This window comes from Mesorhizobium sp. M7A.F.Ca.MR.148.00.0.0 (assembly GCF_003997735.1).
Taxonomy (GTDB): Bacteria; Pseudomonadota; Alphaproteobacteria; order Rhizobiales; family Rhizobiaceae; genus Mesorhizobium.
The window spans coordinates 125,076-140,823 of sequence record NZ_RZTB01000003.1 but is presented as its reverse complement, the minus strand read 5'-3'; the positions used below and the strand labels follow the sequence as shown (position 1 = coordinate 140,823).

Annotated in this window: 12 protein-coding genes and 1 tRNA gene; 6 read left to right on the top strand and 7 right to left on the bottom strand. The window is 60.8% G+C overall.

All coding sequences use genetic code 11. From position 1 onward, the window contains the following. Positions 1–94 precede the first annotated feature (94 nt). The 3 genes from EOB49_RS02445 to EOB49_RS36860 all read left to right on the top strand — a co-directional run bounded on the left by EOB49_RS02445 (position 95) and on the right by EOB49_RS36860 (position 2,664). Positions 95–988, top strand: a complete 894-nt coding sequence (locus EOB49_RS02445) for a sugar phosphate isomerase/epimerase (RefSeq protein ID WP_127380037.1) — start codon at positions 95–97, stop codon at positions 986–988. Between the two features lie 337 nt (positions 989–1,325). Continuing rightward, positions 1,326–1,679 carry a cupin domain-containing protein gene (locus EOB49_RS02440; protein WP_127266678.1) on the top strand — a complete coding sequence of 118 codons (354 nt, stop codon included), beginning with the start codon at positions 1,326–1,328 and terminating at the stop codon, positions 1,677–1,679. A 331-nt stretch (positions 1,680–2,010) separates the two neighbouring features. After that, positions 2,011–2,664, top strand: a complete 654-nt coding sequence (locus EOB49_RS36860; protein WP_206526081.1) for a hypothetical protein — start codon at positions 2,011–2,013, stop codon at positions 2,662–2,664. Positions 2,665–2,813: 149 nt separating this feature from the next. Here EOB49_RS36860 and EOB49_RS37270 read toward each other — a convergent pair whose 3' ends face one another. Both EOB49_RS37270 and EOB49_RS02425 read right to left on the bottom strand, forming a co-directional pair. Then, positions 2,814–4,736 carry a hypothetical protein gene (locus EOB49_RS37270; RefSeq protein WP_245472406.1) on the bottom strand — a complete coding sequence of 641 codons (1,923 nt, stop codon included), beginning with the start codon at positions 4,734–4,736 and terminating at the stop codon, positions 2,814–2,816. A 534-nt stretch (positions 4,737–5,270) separates the two neighbouring features. Beyond that, positions 5,271–5,347: transfer RNA gene (locus tag EOB49_RS02425), tRNA-Arg, on the bottom strand. Positions 5,348–5,513: 166 nt separating this feature from the next. On the opposite strand from EOB49_RS02425, the gene EOB49_RS02420 reads away from it, so the two are divergent. Continuing rightward, positions 5,514–8,216, top strand: coding sequence for a S1 RNA-binding domain-containing protein (locus EOB49_RS02420; protein ID WP_127380036.1), 2,703 nt, complete (start codon positions 5,514–5,516; stop codon positions 8,214–8,216). Positions 8,217–8,338: 122 nt separating this feature from the next. On the opposite strand, the gene EOB49_RS02415 is transcribed toward EOB49_RS02420, so the two are convergent. Beyond that, positions 8,339–9,502 carry a M20 aminoacylase family protein gene (locus EOB49_RS02415; RefSeq protein ID WP_127266677.1) on the bottom strand — a complete coding sequence of 388 codons (1,164 nt, stop codon included), beginning with the start codon at positions 9,500–9,502 and terminating at the stop codon, positions 8,339–8,341. A gap of 216 nt (positions 9,503–9,718) precedes the next feature. Here EOB49_RS02415 and EOB49_RS02410 point away from each other — a divergent pair, with 216 nt between their 5' ends. Both EOB49_RS02410 and EOB49_RS02405 read left to right on the top strand, forming a co-directional pair. After that, positions 9,719–10,882: a D-alanyl-D-alanine carboxypeptidase family protein gene (locus EOB49_RS02410; RefSeq protein WP_127380035.1), complete on the top strand. Its 1,164-nt coding sequence runs from the start codon at positions 9,719–9,721 to the stop codon at positions 10,880–10,882. Positions 10,883–10,885: 3 nt separating this feature from the next. Further along, positions 10,886–12,010, top strand: a complete 1,125-nt coding sequence (locus EOB49_RS02405) for a GTP-binding protein (protein WP_127266675.1) — start codon at positions 10,886–10,888, stop codon at positions 12,008–12,010. Between the two features lie 9 nt (positions 12,011–12,019). Here the strand turns inward: EOB49_RS02405 and EOB49_RS02400 are convergent, their stop codons facing one another. The 4 genes from EOB49_RS02400 to EOB49_RS02385 form a co-directional block, all read right to left on the bottom strand. Next, positions 12,020–12,256, bottom strand: coding sequence for a sulfurtransferase TusA family protein (locus EOB49_RS02400; RefSeq protein ID WP_164761850.1), 237 nt, complete (start codon positions 12,254–12,256; stop codon positions 12,020–12,022). An 8-nt stretch (positions 12,257–12,264) separates the two neighbouring features. Beyond that, positions 12,265–13,563, bottom strand: a complete 1,299-nt coding sequence (locus EOB49_RS02395) for a murein L,D-transpeptidase family protein (protein ID WP_127380034.1) — start codon at positions 13,561–13,563, stop codon at positions 12,265–12,267. Between the two features lie 217 nt (positions 13,564–13,780). Then, positions 13,781–14,731, bottom strand: coding sequence for an acetyl-CoA carboxylase carboxyltransferase subunit alpha (locus tag EOB49_RS02390; protein ID WP_127380033.1), 951 nt, complete (start codon positions 14,729–14,731; stop codon positions 13,781–13,783). A 99-nt stretch (positions 14,732–14,830) separates the two neighbouring features. Then, positions 14,831–15,748, bottom strand: a complete 918-nt coding sequence (locus tag EOB49_RS02385) for a site-specific tyrosine recombinase XerD (RefSeq protein ID WP_127321560.1) — start codon at positions 15,746–15,748, stop codon at positions 14,831–14,833.

Here is a 15,748-nt window from a genome sequence, read left to right as displayed (position 1 = left end):
CCCTCAGCAGCGTGCGGCCGGGATCACCCGGCCGCACGTCTTGTCCAGGCATCGGTTCCCCAATGGGGCCGATGCGCAGAAGCCGGAGACGATGATGTCGCGTATTGGAATCCATTCTTTCGTCTGGTCGGCGGGCTCGGCTCAGGCCGATCTCGAGCGCACGCTGGCCAACACCAGGGAGGCCGGCTTCGACCTCATCGAATTCTCCTATCTCGATCCCGCCAATGTCGACATCGGCGGGCTTGCCAGGCGCATCGCCGATCTTGGCCTCGGCGTCGCGATCAGCATCGGATTGCCTGTTGATGGCGACATTTCGAGCGGCGACAAGGCGATTGCCGCGCGCGGCGTCGAAATCCTCAACGACACCATCGCGCTGACGCGTGATCTCGGCGGCCGGAAGGTCGCCGGCATTCTCTCGACCAGCCACGGATTGCAGGTCGAGGCGCCGACGCGCGATCAATGGCAGCGCAGTGCCGGCACGCTGGCCAAGGTTGCCGAGACAGCCAAGACGGCCGGCGTCACGCTCAACCTCGAGATCGTCAACCGCTTCGAAAGCAATCTGCTCAACACCGCCGCGCAAGGGCTGGCCTTCATCGAGGACACAGGCTCGGACAACATCTTCCTGCATCTCGACACCTTCCACATGAACATCGAGGAGGCCGATGTCGGGCTGGCCATTCGTCATGCCGCCGATAAGATCGGTTATGTCCATATCGGCGAAAGCCACCGCGGCTTCCTCGGCACCGGCAATATCGATTTCGCCGCGATCTTCGATGCGCTGACCGCTATCGGCTACAGCGACGACCTCAGCTTCGAATCCTTCTCTTCGGAAATCGTCGATGAGAACCTGTCGAAGAAGACCGCGATCTGGCGCAATCTGTGGAAGGACAACATGGCGCTGGCCAAGCACGCGCGTGCTTTCATCGGTCTGGGAATAGAGACGGCAAGGCGCAAGGCGGAACTCGTCTCGGCGCGGCACAAACCCTGACCCGCCCGTCGAGGGCCGAAGGACGCGGCGTGCGCCACAGGGCAGGGTTCCGAACTCAGATTAACAACAGGCCTCGAGGCAGCCGGTTTTGGCGGCTTTTGTGCCGCCATTTTTCACGATAGGAATTTTTTCTTGACACGGTGACCTCAGCTATGGTACATTTTTGCCTATGGTGCTGATTTGCGCCAGTGACCCGCCGCACAGGCGGGTTTTTTGTTTGATGCACCGTCAGCCAAGGTGCCGGCCGTATGGCTCCGGCATTGCTCGCGGCAGCTGCATCGGTTATCTGACCGGCCAGGCAAACAACCCACGCAATCCACCAAACGGAGCCCAGCACATGACACGCGAGACAATCCTCAAATTCGGCACCGTCGAACACGCGGACGCCGGCGATCTGGCTGGCTGGATCGTCGTCGAGGGCAAGCCGACCATGCAAACCGCCGTCCAGCACACGACCGAGGACGGCAAGGTGTTGTCGGGCACCTGGCGCGCGACGCCCGGCACCTATCACGCCACCTATACCGACTACGAGTTCGTGCACATGATCGCCGGCCGCATCATCATCACGCCGGACGGCGGCACACCGGTCGAGGTCGGTCCCGGCGATGCCTTCGTGGTGGAAGCCGATTTCAAGGGAACCTGGAAGATCATCGAGCCGGTGACGAAGCATTTTGTCGTCAGGGTTGGCTGAGGCGGGGTGATCCGTCTGCCCCGCCATGGTTCGCCATGGCGGAGCTGATCTCTGCATTCGCCCGGGCCTCGGCCAGGCCACTCCCCGGACTCCGGTCATTGGGTCATGAAGGCGTCTGCGGCGTCATCCACGGTCGGCCTCGACGTGAATGATACGGCACTCGCCAGCCAAGCGATCTCTCATCGGCGCTTACCAGCCAAATATCCTTGATACACCGGATCGATCCCCTAGTTCTTTGGGGGCGCGGCAATCGCGAGGTTGCCTCGGGGGCAGCGGCGGTTCGGGCCGTTCTGACTGCACGCCGCGGAAAGACGGTTGGACCGACGCATCCATGGAGGTCGTCGTGCGTCAATCGCGTGGATTCACCTGTGCGTATTTCGTCTTAGCTTGCTCGATCGCCGTAGTTTGCGCAGGAGCTGCAACCGGTGGCCAGCAAGGCGGAGGGCATGGCAACGGCGGCCATGGTTCTGGTGGCCATGGTGGCGGCGGAGGTCATGACGCCGGCGGCAACCGCGGCGGCTCGCAGAAAGGGACTGGCGATGACCCCGGCGGCTCCAGTTCGTCGGCGGACGACGGCGAGACCAGCACAAGCGGCACTGCGACAGCCCCGGGGACGGTAGGTCCGGCCACCGCTACTGCTGTTGCGTCCGCAAGGGGCGGACAGTCGCTCGACCTGCCGGCCGCTCTCCAGCCTCCCAGCGACAGCAACACTCAATCAACAGTCAGCCAAACCGAGGCGTTGCCGGGCGTCTCGGATAAAGTCGTTCGGGCCTGCCATGATGCCATCGAGTCGGCCGCCGCTCCGTTTGGGGCGACCAGCGTGCGCGTCAGCAGCGCGGGCTTCGTACATCAGTTGAGTCGGGCGACGATCTCGGCCCCTATCGAGGTCAGCATCGACTATGTGCGGCAAGGCAACGTGGAAACGCGGCAGGCGGCGATCCAATGCGAATTGGACGCGACAGGCAGCGTGATCGGCCTGACATAGCGAACCGCGCAGAACACCTCGCTGATGAAGCAGGGTGAATTCGAGGGGCCATTCATCTTTGGCCGAAATGGCAGCAGGCCTCGGGTGTGTTACCAAGGGTGCGGGGCATCAAAGATGGCCTTCCACGGAAGGGACCGCGCAGTCGGAAATCACTGCGGTGTCACGTGTCTTGGCAAGAGCGAATAAGGAAGTGTGATCGAACGCACCCGGGTCATCCGCGAAGGGTTGCGAACCTTGCCAGTCTTCTTGCTGACGGCCTTCACCTGGCTGGCTGCCGCGCGGCCAGAACGCGGCTTCAGGGGCGGTTCGATCTGCGCGCTGCGGCGCTCAGTCCTGAGCCTGTCGTTGTCCCCGCGCGCCGCAGCCAAGTCGCGGGCAAGAGAAACAGTGGCCTCGCGTTGCTCGTCCAGAGCCTCCTGAAGCTTAGCGACACGCAACAAAAGAGCTTGGGCGGCTGCTTCGCGCTCGATGCGGGCTCTGTCGAGATCCTCACGATTCATGACGGCTGTAGTACGTTCCCGTGCCAGAGCCTGTGCCGTCTCGGTTGCGGCCTGCTCGGCACGCTCTTTCGCTGAGACTGCTTTGGCTCGCTCCAGTTCAGCCGCCTGGCGCTCGACGCGAGCTTCTTTCAGCTCCTCAACGGCCGCTGCTGCTGCAGCGCGTTCTCGTGCGAGCGTTCGCTCCGTGTCAGCTGCGGTCCGCTCCACTTGTTGTCTCGCTGTGACCGCGTCGGTCCGTTCCTGCTCAGCCACGGCCGTACGCTTCATGAGTGCGGCATTGGCCAGTTTCGCTTCGGCGAGATCGCCACGAAGCAGCTCCGCCTTCCGGCGTTCGTCGTCGAGCATGCCGCTCGCCTGCGCCAGTGAAGCCTTGGCCGTGGCGCGATCCTCGGCGGCCTCGGTCTCAAGCTGTTCAATTTGGACGCGCGCTTGCGATAAATCGCGCGCCTGCCTTTGGGCCTGCTCCTGCTCGAGATGAGCAGCGGGCATCTCCTCAAGGACATAGCTGGTGGCCTCGCTCAGCATCGTGCGGGCATCTCCCGCAATGCGCCGCAACGCGTCAAGAGTGCGGGCCGCCGCGAGTTCATTGCGCAACCGCTCCTCGCGCGCGTCATCGGCAGCTGCCATGCTTGCCCTCAGCGTGTGGATCTGCTTGCTCGCCTCGAGGAGCGCTCCCTGCAGAGCGGCGCTCCTGGCACGCTCGCCTTCCGCCGCCCGGTGCTCCTGGTCGGCCAATTGTCTCGCAGCGGCAGCCTGAGCACGATCCGTCCCGTCTTGCGCCTGGTTAGCCGTGAGATCCGGGCCAAACAATTCGGCACTCGCCTGAGGTCCCAACGGGCGCGAAAGGTCTCGATGGGCTTGGTCTTGGGTTTGCGAGATGGCGGAAGCGCTTTCGACCCAGATTTGTCTCGTCATCGCATAGCCAATCGGCGCGGCCAGACAAATGGCGGCGAGACCCAAGCGCGATACAAGAACGATCGGCCTGCGAACGACAGGGTTTGAGGCAGGCGCCATGGCCGGGTCGGGATCTCCCATCTGCGCTGTGAAATTCAAACCGCGATCCGCAGCATAGGCCAACGGAGCAATTTTTGGCGGTGAAGCTCTATGGCGCAATTGGTCCCATGCCGACCCGCAAATCCGCTTCCCACGTTCCGCGATCGCGCTGATGGATGCTGCAAGCCGGCCAGACTGCACACTGTTCGGTGCAGGAGCACCGGTCACTAACGAGCTCCCGCTGGGTTCGGATGTCGCGGCGAAATGCTCGATTCGCACTCCGAACCGAGAGTAGTTGGTATTTTGAGCCCGAACATCCAGGCCGACCGCATGCAAGGGGTTGGCAGCCTTGGAAGAAGCAGGTCCGGCGACAAGTCCGGCCGGGCTTTCCCATTCCCAAGAAGCCTCGTCGGCGATACCGGATCTGCCTTCGTCAAACGCTGCAAGGCGGCGCCGTCGCACCGCGGCAAGGATACGCCGGAGCACAAGATAGACGCCCACCGATGCAAGCGTCACCACTGCGATCAGAATGGCCAAATTTACGTCGTTTGCATACATTTCGGCAAGATAATTTGGCATTGCCGTGCCCGTGCGTTCTGGGGTGTATCGTCAAGTTCGTAAAGCGATGTCTGGTCATCCGCCTTGGTATTGGCCAGGCTTACCGCCCTCGAAACGTCGCTTTCTTCGGGATCCTTCTGGTACTTGCGAATTGTTGCGGATGGCGGGGCGCCGGTCGCGCGCTGATAGATCGCCGCAGTTGATATTCCTTGGCGGGCAATGGCCGACCAAGGACACATGCGGGGGCCTGAGACGCCGATTTGCGCCTCTGCATATCAACCTCGCGAGAGTTCGCCGGTGCGGACAATTCGCCACTTCCCGGCTCTTGACTGTCCATCATGAACTTTAAGCTAGGTCACAGCGCACCACGGTCAACCATCACCTCGCAATGATCCTGCCGGCAGCCTTCGGCCAGACAAAAGGGCCATTGTAGTGCCCGCTCTTCGGAGCGAAGCTGGATCGTTCCTTGTTCGGCGATGCATTCCCGCCGAGATTAGAATTCGTTGCACTGTTTCGCGAAAAGTACGACGTCAGTTGCTAAGCTGGTGAAAAGCGTGGTGATCCCGACAGGAATCGAACCTGTGACCTACAGATTAGGAATCTGCCGCTCTATCCTACTGAGCTACGGGACCACGCGGCCCGACACATAGCCGCTTCGGATCGTTTCGCCAAGAGGCCGGCCGAAGGCATTCCGCGTCATTGTCAGCGTCGCGTGTGGCATTCCCGAAGGCCTTGATCGCGCCTTTCATATCGATTGGAACTTGAAATCACTTGCTCCGTGTTTGCGGTGAGAGTGATATGAAGCGTCTGCACGGGGTGGCAAAAATGGATTTTGAGAAACCGGACTTGTCGAAGCTCGAGAACGAGCGCGACGTAGAGCATAAATTCCTCTATCCATTGTTGATCGGGGAAGCCCCCTCAGGGCTGGGTTTCGACCCCGCGCAAGTGAGTGCGCAGAAGAATCTTCGGAAATTCACAATTGGCAAAGGCAGTGATCTGAAAAGTTATGTTCCGGATTATTTGGTAACCCAGGGCACCATTCCATTGCTGGTGGTCGAAGGTAAAAAACCCGGGGCCGATGTGTTCGAGGCCTTTAGGGAAGCCCGTCTCTACGCGAGCGAGCTAAACGCCATTCATCCAAGTGGTTTGAATCCAGCTTCGCGTGTTATTGCGTCTAATGGAAATCAACTTCTCGCTGGCTGGCATGATCAGGCAAAGCCTGTTTTAGACATCTCGTTTGATCAAATTGACAGGTACTCACCGCAAATGAGTGAGCTGATCAAGCTGTTTGGCTCCGTTACTTTGGAAAAGTATTATACATCCTTGCTGCCCGTCATAAAACCCTCGAGATATTGGAAGCCTGTAAAACTCGTTGGGGGGCTTGCGAAACAGAAAGAGCAAGTGCCAGTCAATTCCTTTGGCGCTACCATCACGACGGATTTTGCGCACCTGTTCAACCCGCAGTCGCGTGCAGATCGTAGCGTCATCGCTCGACAGGCCTACATCAGCTCTAAGCGTCGAGAACGATACATCGAGCCGATCGATAAGGTCATTCGGGCGGCGACGCCGCCATCGGTCAGTAACTCCAAGACATTAGAAGATACGGGCAATCCGGCTGAAATTATCAAGCCATTCCGTAATGCGCGCGCGCTTGAACACAAGGTTATGCTCCTTATTGGGAGTGCCGGTGCGGGAAAATCCACCTTCGTAGACTATCTGCAAGACGTGGCCTTGCCGTCAGACATTCGTTCAAAGACGCTCTGGATACGCGTCGATATGAATCCGGCACCCATCTCGCGCGATGAAATATATCCATGGCTCCGGGAGGAAATAATCCGAGGCTGCATTGGTGCAAATCCAAAGATTAATTTCGCCTCGCTTGAAGGGTTGAAGGCAGTTCATTCCATCGAAGTAAACGATTTTCGGAAGGGCGTGGGTCGGTTGTATTCGAGCACGCCTGGGCTCTTTGATTCGAAGCTGGCCGACATGTTGACCGCGCTTATGGCCAATCGTCATGCGGTTGCCGTTAATACCGCCAGATACTGCTCGACAGAAAAAGGCATACTGTTGATTATCGTCCTCGACAATTCTGACAAGCGCCTCCGCGAAGAGCAATTACTGATGTTCGAGGCAGCTCAGTGGTTGCAGCGCGAATTTCGTGGATTAGTACTCCTCCCGTTGCGCGAAGAGACTTACGACAACCATCGGAATGAACCCCCGTTGGACACGGCTCTTAAGGATTTGGTATTTCGGATCGAGCCGCCACTGTTTCAGCGGATCCTCGCAAGCCGCGTAAATCTTGCGCTCCGTGAACTTGCGAAAAGTGGTGAGAAGTTGCTTCGGTACGATCTGCCTAATGGTATTCAAGTAGAGTATCCTGCTTCAGATCAGGGATATTATTTTTCCTCGATAGTTCGATCAATATTTGAGCACGATAGGTATGTCAGAAGACTAATTGTAGGTCTGTCCGGTAGAAATATGCGAAGAGCATTGGAAATATTCTTAGAGTTTTGCACGAGCGGACATATTGGCACTGACGAAATTACAAAGATCCGACTGTCAGAGGGTCGCCACGTTTTGCCATTAAGCCTTGTAACAAGCGTCTTATTGAGGGCCAACCAGCGATTTTACGACAGCGATGCTTCCTATCTGAAGAACGTCTTTGCTGCCGATTTTCGAGATAGTCGGCCTCATTTTTTTGCGCGGCTTCTGCTGCTACGAGTTCTTCTCAACATATATAACTCACCTGGAAATGACCGAATGAAGGGCTACGTGCGCGTGGCACTATTGCGTAATCAGGTCGCCGCTTTTGGGGTGGAGGAGGCCGTGTTTCGTAGAGAACTAGAATATTTGGTCCGTGGTTTCTGCATTGTTTGCGAAGATTTTCGCGTGAAAGATATTACTGATGACGATCTTGTGGCGATCGCGCCTGCGGGACATGTCCATGAAAGAATTTACCTGGAACAATATTATCTTGCGGCAATAGCAGAAGATAGCTGGTTCGAGAAAGAGAGCGTTGCATCCCGGATAGCCAATCGTATCGGCGATACGAAGCAGCACTACACCAGCGCAACAGTGCTTGAGAACGCTGAGGACCTGCTGGAGGAGCTTGAAATGCACCGCTCAAAAGAGGTTGCAGCGTATCGCTCGATCTTCGACAACGACGATTTGGCAAAGCTTATAGATTTGTCAGCGGCACGTAGTAAACTCTCTCGATTTGAAGCTGAAATTGCCGCCAATGGCTGGGCAGGAGCAAACAAGAGATTTCCAGTTGGTTCAGCGCATCATCGATCTGTTGCAAACACCGCAGCGTTTGGAGTGTTCGTCCAACTGGAACCTGGCTTGGACGGACTCGTCCATTCGTCAAAATTGCCAATGGATTTCAGGACAAACAGCGCATTCCAGCGAGGTCAGAAAGTGCACGTATCGATATTGCATGTAGATCGCGTTGAAGGGCGCGCGGAACTTGAGCTGGTGCGTGAAAATGTCTTGTCAGTTTGATTCACAAGCCGACAAGACATCGCATTATTTTGCGCGATAAATCCTCTATATGGAGATGAGCACCACAGCTGGCTGTTCCAAAGCGAGCAATTTTGGGACGCGCTGTTTAGGTGCTGAATTGGCTAGGCAGCCAGCGCGGTTTCCGCCAGTTTCACCCAGTAGCTCATGCCGTGCGGGATGACCTCGTCGTTGAAGTCGTAGGCCGGGTTGTGGAGACCGGCGGTGTCGCCATTGCCGATGAAGATGAAGGCGCCGGGGCGGGCTTCGAGCATGTACGAGAAATCCTCGCCGCCCATCACCGGCTGGATGCCGCGGTGGACATGGGCGTCGCCGGCGACACTCATCGCGACATCACCGGCAAACACCGTCTCTTCCGCGTGGTTGAAGGTCACGGGGTAATTTGCCTGGTAGTCGACCTCGATCTTTGCCCCGAACGCGGTCGCCAGCCCGTCGCATATGCTGCGGATGCGCTCTTCGGACTTCTTGGCGATCTCCTTGCGCAAGGTGCGCACGGTGCCGGCGATTTCGGCCGTTTCGGGGATGATGTTGTAGGCGTCACCGGCGTGGAACTTGGTCACCGACACCACCACGGCCTCGACCGGATCGGTGCTGCGCGAGGCGATCGTCTGCAAGGCGCCGACCAGTTGGCTGGTGATGACGATCGGGTCGATCGTGCCGTGCGGCATCGCCGCGTGGCCGCCCTTGCCGCGCACGGTGATGGTGAACTCGGCGGTCGCCGCCATGATCGGGCCCGGGCGGATGGCGAACTGCCCGACGGGCAGGCCCGGCATGTTGTGCATGCCGAACACCCTGGAGATGTCGAAACGCTCCATCATGCCGTCCTTGACCATTTCGTTGCCGCCGCCGCCGCCCTCTTCAGCCGGCTGGAAGATCACCGCCACGGAGCCGGTGAAGTTGCGCGTCTCGGCGAGGTATTTGGCCGCGCCCAGCAGCATCGCCGTGTGGCCGTCATGGCCGCAGGCGTGCATCTTGCCGGGGATGGTCGAGGCGTAGGATTTGCCTGTGATCTCGTTGAGCGGCAGCGCGTCCATATCGGCGCGCAGGCCGATGGTGGGGCCTTCGCCCTGGCGGCCGCGGATGACGCCGACGACGCCGGTCTTGCCGAGGCCGGTGACCACATCGTCGCAGCCGAAAGCCTTCAGCTTCTCGGTGACGAAGGCGGCGGTCTTGAAGACGTCGAAGTTCAGTTCTGGCGTCTGGTGCAGATGCTGGCGCCAGCCGGCAACTTCGTCCTGCATTTCGGCGGCACGGTTCAGGATTGGCATGATGGTTCCATCTCGCTGTTGGGACAGGCGGGTGTCGTCCGCTGCCTTGCAATTGTGATCGCCAGGCACTTTGCCATCTTGGCGTCACATAGGGTAAATAGCACCGCAACGATGCGGTCCGGTTTTTGAGGGTCGGACCAATCATGCTGGCGATCGCGTAACGAAATCTTACGGAGCCAGGGGCGACTACGGCAAGAGGCGATTTCGGATTTGATCATGCGGTACAGGCATTTCCTCAAACTATTCTCGGTTGGCACAATCGCGCTGTCGGTCGTGGCCGGGCCGGCGCTGGCCAATCCGGTGGTCGTATTCGATCTCGGCAGCGGCAAAATCCTGCAGCATCAGGACGCGTTCAAGCGCTGGTATCCGGCGTCGCTGAGCAAGCTGATGACCGCTTATGTCACCTTTCGGGCGATCGCCGCCGGCGAGGTTCAGCTTGATTCGCCGATAAAGGTGACCAAACACTCCGCCGCCGAGCCGCCAAGCAAGATGGGCTTCAAGCCGGGCTCGGTGATGCGGCTCGACAACGCGCTGAAGATGATGCTGGTCAAATCGGCCAACGACATCGCCATGGCGGTGGGCGAAAATGTCGGCGGTTCGCAGGCGGCCTTTGCCGACCGGATGAACGCCGAAGCGACCCGGCTCGGCATGAACGGCACGCATTTCGTCAATCCGAACGGGCTCTATTCGCCGGATCAGTACACGACGGCGCGCGACCTCGCCGTGCTGGTGATGGCGATCCGCCGCGAATTTCCGCAATATGCGCCGTGGTTCTCGATCGAGGGCCTTGCCGTCGGCAAGAAGGCTATTCCCAACTACAATCTCTTGATTGGCCGTTATCCCGGCGCCGATGGCATGAAGACCGGCTTTGTCTGCCCTTCCGGCTTCAACATGATCGGTTCGGCGACCCGCAACGGGCGCACGCTGGTCGCGGTGGTGCTTGGCGAGAAATCGGCGGTCACACGTGCCGAGACCGCGGCAAAACTGCTCGATCAAGGTTTTGACGTGCCTGCCGCCGGCTCGGCCACCGTCACCACGCTGGCGCCCTATGGCGACACGGTCTCGCCCAACGACATGAAGGACGAGGTCTGCAAGAAGAAGACGCCGCAGGAGCAGTCGGAGGCGCCGCCAGTTGCCGCCAAGGACGTGCCGAAATCGCCCTATCAGGAAAAGCTCGACCATGTGCCGACGCTGGTTGCCGTCGGCCTTGGCGGCGCCACCGGTCCGGCGCCGAAGGCCATCCTCGACCGGGGCGGTCAGGAATATGCCGATGTGCCGATCCCGAGCTGGCGGCCCGACAGGCCGGCACCGGCCGGCGCAGGCCCGAAGATTGCCGGCTCCGCCGCGCAGGGCGACCAGCCGGCCAAGGTTGCGAACTAGCCAATGGGCAGCGGCTTCCCGATCCCCGTCTCGGTGCTGACCGGCTTCCTAGGCGCCGGCAAGACGACGCTGCTCAACCGGCTGCTCAAGGATCCGGCGCTGGCCGACACGGCGGTAATCATCAACGAGTTCGGCGAGGTGGCGATCGACCATTTGCTGGTCGAGCAGTCTTCCGACGGCATCATCCAGCTTTCGGACGGCTGCCTTTGCTGCACGGTGCGCGGCGAACTGGTCGATACGCTGGCCGACCTGGTCGACCGGCTGCAGACCGGCCGCATCGCCCGTCTGGCCCGCGTCATCGTCGAGACCACCGGCCTTGCCGACCCGGCGCCGGTGCTGCAGTCGATCATGGCGCATCCGGCGCTGATCCAGGCCTTCCGGCTCGACGGCGTCATCACGCTGGTCGATGCCGTCAACGGCAACGCCACGCTCGACGCCCATGTCGAGGCGGTCAAGCAGGCTGCCGTCGCCGATCGCATCGTGCTCAGCAAAGCCGATCTGGTCGCCGATCCCAATGAGTTGGAAATGCTTCGGGCGCGCCTGCGGCAGATCAATCCGGGCGCCGAACTGCTCGATGCCGGTGACACGGGGACAGGCGTGGCGGCGCTGTTTGATTGCGGCCTCTACAACCCGGCAACCAAATCCGCTGATGTGCGGCGCTGGCTGGGCGAGGAAGCCGCTCATGATCATCACCATCATGATCATGATCACCATGATGGGCATGATCACGAACATGGCCATGACCACGGTCATCGCCACGATTCGCGGGTGCGTTCCTATTCGCTGGTGCATGACGGCCCGGTGCCGTTTTCGGCGATCGAGATGTTCCTCGACCTGCTGCGCTCGACACATGGCGAGCGCCTGCTGCGCATGAAGGGCGTCATCGAGCTCAGGGAAGACCCGTCGCGGCCTTTGGTGATCCATGGCGTGCAGAAGATCCTGCATCCGCCGGTGCAATTGCCGTCCTGGCCAGATGGCCAGCGCGGCACGCGGCTGGTGCTGATCACGCTCGATATGCCCGAAGATTATATCCGCAGGCTGTTCGCCGCCTTCACCAACCGGCCGTCGATCGACACGCCCGATCGCGCCGCGCTGGAAAACAACCCGCTGGCGATTGCCGGGCGGTAGCTCCCACGATTACGGCGCGCCGCGCTCGACCAGGAATCGATGGCCGCCGGAAACCGCCGCCGTTTCAATCAACTGGTGGCCGCTCTCCGAACAGAATGCCGGAATGTCGATGACGGCCAGCGGGTCGGTGGTCTCCAGCCAGAGCCGGCTGCCCGGTTGCATCCCCGCCAGGCGCTTCTTGGCCTTGAGCACGGGCAAGGGGCAGTTCAGCCCCTTGAGGTCATAAATAGCGGCGCGATCATCCACGGGCGAAATCAACCGCCGAACATGCCGAGCAGCTTGTTCTTCAGCTTCGTCACGCGGCTCTCGTCGGCACTCGCCGCTTGCGTCTCAGCCATCGGTGCCGCTTCCGAAGGGGCCGCGATGGTCGCGGTGGCGACAGGGGCTTCCTTGGCAGCCTTTTCGGCCTCCTTTTCGGCCAGAGCCTGGGCCTTGGCGGCTTCCTTGGCTTGCTTGGCCGCCTCTATGGCAGCGAGCCTCTGCTCCTCGGCCTTCTGCTTGGCCGCCTTTTCGGCATCGAGGGCCGCCATCTTGCGGCCAGCGGGCGAATCGATGCGGCCCATGCGTGCCGTCTCGGTGACCGAGCCGTCATTGTTGAGCGACGGCGGATCGATCGGCACGCGTTCGCCGCGTGCGCGGCGCTTGGACCAGTCGGAGACGATGCTGGCTTCCTTGATGCCGGCGATGGTCGGCTTGGGCGCCGGCACGCTGGCCTTGACCGCGCCGCTGAACGCAGCGTCGTAGGTGCTCATGTAGGAATTGTAGGCGCTCTTCAGCGAATCAGGTTGCGTGGTCGCCGGGCAGGCGCCGGTCGGATCGAATGTCTGACCGTCGGCGGCAACCTGGTTGAAGACATAACGCTTCTCGCAGACATCGACCTTCGGCGGCACCTTGGTGATCTCGAAATTGTCGTAGCCGACCTTCAGCATCTTCCAGAAGTCGTAATTGGGGTCGTTGCGGTAGCGCGCCATGTTGGCGGCGGTCATGCGGAACGGAAACGCCTGGATCTGGAACTCGGTCTGGCCGCCCTGGAATGCGTCGCGGCCGAAGGCATAGATCTGCTCGATCTGCGCATCGGTCATCGAATAGCAGCCCGACGACGAGCAGGCGCCGTGCACCATCAAATTGGAGCCGGTACGGCCATTGGCGCGGTCATAGGCGTTGGGATAGCCGATGTTGAAGGACAAATGGTAGTTCGAGCGCGGATTCATCTGCGCCGGGCGCACCGTGTAGAAGCCTTCCGGCGCCTGGCGGTCGCCCTCTGTGTATTTCGGCCCGAGCTTGCCCGACCATTTGCAGATGTCGTAGCTGGCGACCATGTCGTAGCGGCCGTTGGTCTTGGCCTTCCAGATCTCGAGCTTGCCTTCTTCCTTGAAGATGCGGGCCATCACCGACGAGGTGCGGACCATGCCCTTGGCCTTCATGTCGGCAAGGATCTTGTCGGGCAGCGGCTTGTTGGCCTCCGGGGCAAAATCCTTCATCGACGAATTGTTGCAGCCGGCAACGCCGAGGGCAGCGATCAGGATTCCGGTGCGGGCAAGCTTGACAAACATGGCTACGGATATCGTCTTTTCTCTGGCGCCAGGACGCTTCCTGCCCCGGCTGCTACACTGCGCATCGACGGACCCTAAGCCCGTTAACCCTAATAAATTCCTTACCGCAAGTGCCGACGCATCCCCCTGCGGCAGTCTCATTGAGCCGAATGCAGCGGCATTTTTGTGGCAAAAATGCTCCGCCCCGCCACATTGTTGCGGCCAAGGCTGCCTGTGGTCAGAGACTGCGGCCCATGGCCAGGTATTTTTCGCGGCGCTGCTCGCGGAAATCGGTGTTGGCGCCGGCAAAATCCTTCATCGTCCTGGCGATGAGGTCTCCGGTCGCGGCGATCACCGTTTCGGCGCCGCGATGCGCACCGCCGAGCGGCTCGGGGATGATGGCGTCGATGATCTTTAATTCAAAAAGATCCTGCGCGGTGATCTTCATGTTGGTCGCCGCGTCCTTCGATCGCGTTGTGTCGCGCCACAGGATCGAGGCGGCACCTTCCGGCGAAATCACCGAATAGATGGCGTGTTCGAGCATGTAGACGCGGTTGGCGGTGGCGATGGCAATGGCGCCGCCCGAACCGCCTTCGCCGATGACCACCGAGATCGACGGCACTTTCAGGCCGAGACAGGTCGAGGTTGAACGGGCGATAGCCTCCGCCTGGCCGCGCTCCTCGGCGTTGACACCGGGATAGGCGCCAGCCGTGTCGACCAGCGTCAGCAGCGGGATCTTGAAGCGGTCGGCCAGTTCCATCAGCCGTACCGCCTTGCGGTAGCCCTCCGGGCGAACCGATCCGAAATTGTGTTTCAGGCGGCTGGCTGTGTCGGAACCTTTTTCCTGGCCGATGATGGCAATGGGTTCGCCGCGGAAACGGGCGAAACCGCCGACGATCGCCTGGTCCTCACCGAAATTGCGGTCGCCGGCCAGCGGCGTGAAATCGGTGAGCAGGCCCTTGATATAGTCGACGCAATGCGGCCTGTCGGGATGGCGAGCCACCTGCACCTTCTGCCACGGCGTCAGCGCCTTGTAGGCGTCGCGCAGCGCGTCGCGGGAGCGCTTCTCAAGACGGCTGATCTCGTCGCCGACATCGACCGCCTCGCCATTCTCGGCAAGCTTCTTCAGCTCGAGGATCTTGCCCTCGAGGTCCTGCACCGGCTTTTCGAAATCGAGGTAATTATACATGCGTGAGCGGACCGATACGTCGGAAGGCAGTGGCTGACGGATCCCTTGAATCCAAGGCTCCGGGCGGTGAAATGTCGTCCTCACATAGCGATATGAGGCCTAGTCGGCAAGCGGATGATGATCGTTGACCAGCCGCACCAGCCGCTCTTCCAGCACATGGGTGTAAATCTGTGTCGTCGATATGTCGGCATGGCCAAGCAATTGCTGCACGGCCCGGAGATCGGCGCCGTTCTGCAGGAGATGGCTGGCGAAAGCATGGCGCAGCACGTGCGGCGAGATCTTCGCCGAGGCGATGCCGGCCCTTGCCGCCAGCCCCTTCAGGTCACGCGCAAAGACCTGACGCGAGAGATAGCCGCTGTCGGAGGCGGCCGGAAACAGGAACGGACTGTCGGCAAAGGCTGGCACCTTGGCGCGGGCGGCGAGCCAGGTCTTCATCGCCGCGCGTGCCTTGGCCGAGAGCGGCACCATGCGCTCCTTGTCGCCCTTGCCGCGCACCATGAAGAAACGGTCGTCGCGCTGCGCCACCGTCACCGGCAGGCCGACCAGCTCGGAAACGCGCAGGCCGGTGGCGTAAAGCACCTCGACCAGCGCATGCAGGCGCAGTGACGCCAGACTGTCCCCATCGCCCGACGAGGCATCGCCGGCCTCAAGCGCCGCTCGGTCGATCAGCCGGCCGGTGTCGGCCTCGCTCATCGTCTTGGGCAGCGGGCGGCCCTTTCTCGGGCTGTCCAGCGTGCCGGTCGGGTCATCGCCCCGCAGGCCTTCGGCGTAGAGGAATTTGAAGAACTGGCGGATCGCCGACAGTTTGCGCGCCTGTGACGTGGCTGCAAAGCCGCGGGCGGCAATGTCGTCGAGATAGGCGCGGATATCGGCGGCGGCGGCACCGGCCAGCCCGCCATCGATCGCGCCAGAAGCGTCCTCGAGGTCGCGGCGGTAGGAGGAAAGCGTATTTTCGGCCGCGCCCCGCTCGGCGCTCATCATTTCCAGAAAGGCTTCGATGCGGGCGGCGCTGTTCAT

Bases quoted from the DNA above. Each gene is read 5' to 3' on its own strand.
- EOB49_RS02445 (WP_127380037.1), top strand. From the start codon at position 95: ATGTCGCGTATTGGAATCCATTCTTTCGTCTGGTCGGCGGGCTCGGCT.
- EOB49_RS02440 (WP_127266678.1), top strand. From the start codon at position 1,326: ATGACACGCGAGACAATCCTCAAATTCGGCACCGTCGAACACGCGGAC.
- EOB49_RS36860 (WP_206526081.1), top strand. From the start codon at position 2,011: ATGGAGGTCGTCGTGCGTCAATCGCGTGGATTCACCTGTGCGTATTTC.
- EOB49_RS37270 (WP_245472406.1), bottom strand. From the start codon at position 4,736: ATGCCAAATTATCTTGCCGAAATGTATGCAAACGACGTAAATTTGGCC.
- EOB49_RS02420 (WP_127380036.1), top strand. From the start codon at position 5,514: ATGAAGCGTCTGCACGGGGTGGCAAAAATGGATTTTGAGAAACCGGAC.
- EOB49_RS02415 (WP_127266677.1), bottom strand. From the start codon at position 9,502: ATGCCAATCCTGAACCGTGCCGCCGAAATGCAGGACGAAGTTGCCGGC.
- EOB49_RS02410 (WP_127380035.1), top strand. From the start codon at position 9,719: ATGCGGTACAGGCATTTCCTCAAACTATTCTCGGTTGGCACAATCGCG.
- EOB49_RS02405 (WP_127266675.1), top strand. From the start codon at position 10,886: ATGGGCAGCGGCTTCCCGATCCCCGTCTCGGTGCTGACCGGCTTCCTA.
- EOB49_RS02395 (WP_127380034.1), bottom strand. From the start codon at position 13,563: ATGTTTGTCAAGCTTGCCCGCACCGGAATCCTGATCGCTGCCCTCGGC.
- EOB49_RS02390 (WP_127380033.1), bottom strand. From the start codon at position 14,731: ATGTATAATTACCTCGATTTCGAAAAGCCGGTGCAGGACCTCGAGGGC.
- EOB49_RS02385 (WP_127321560.1), bottom strand. From the start codon at position 15,748: ATGAACAGCGCCGCCCGCATCGAAGCCTTTCTGGAAATGATGAGCGCC.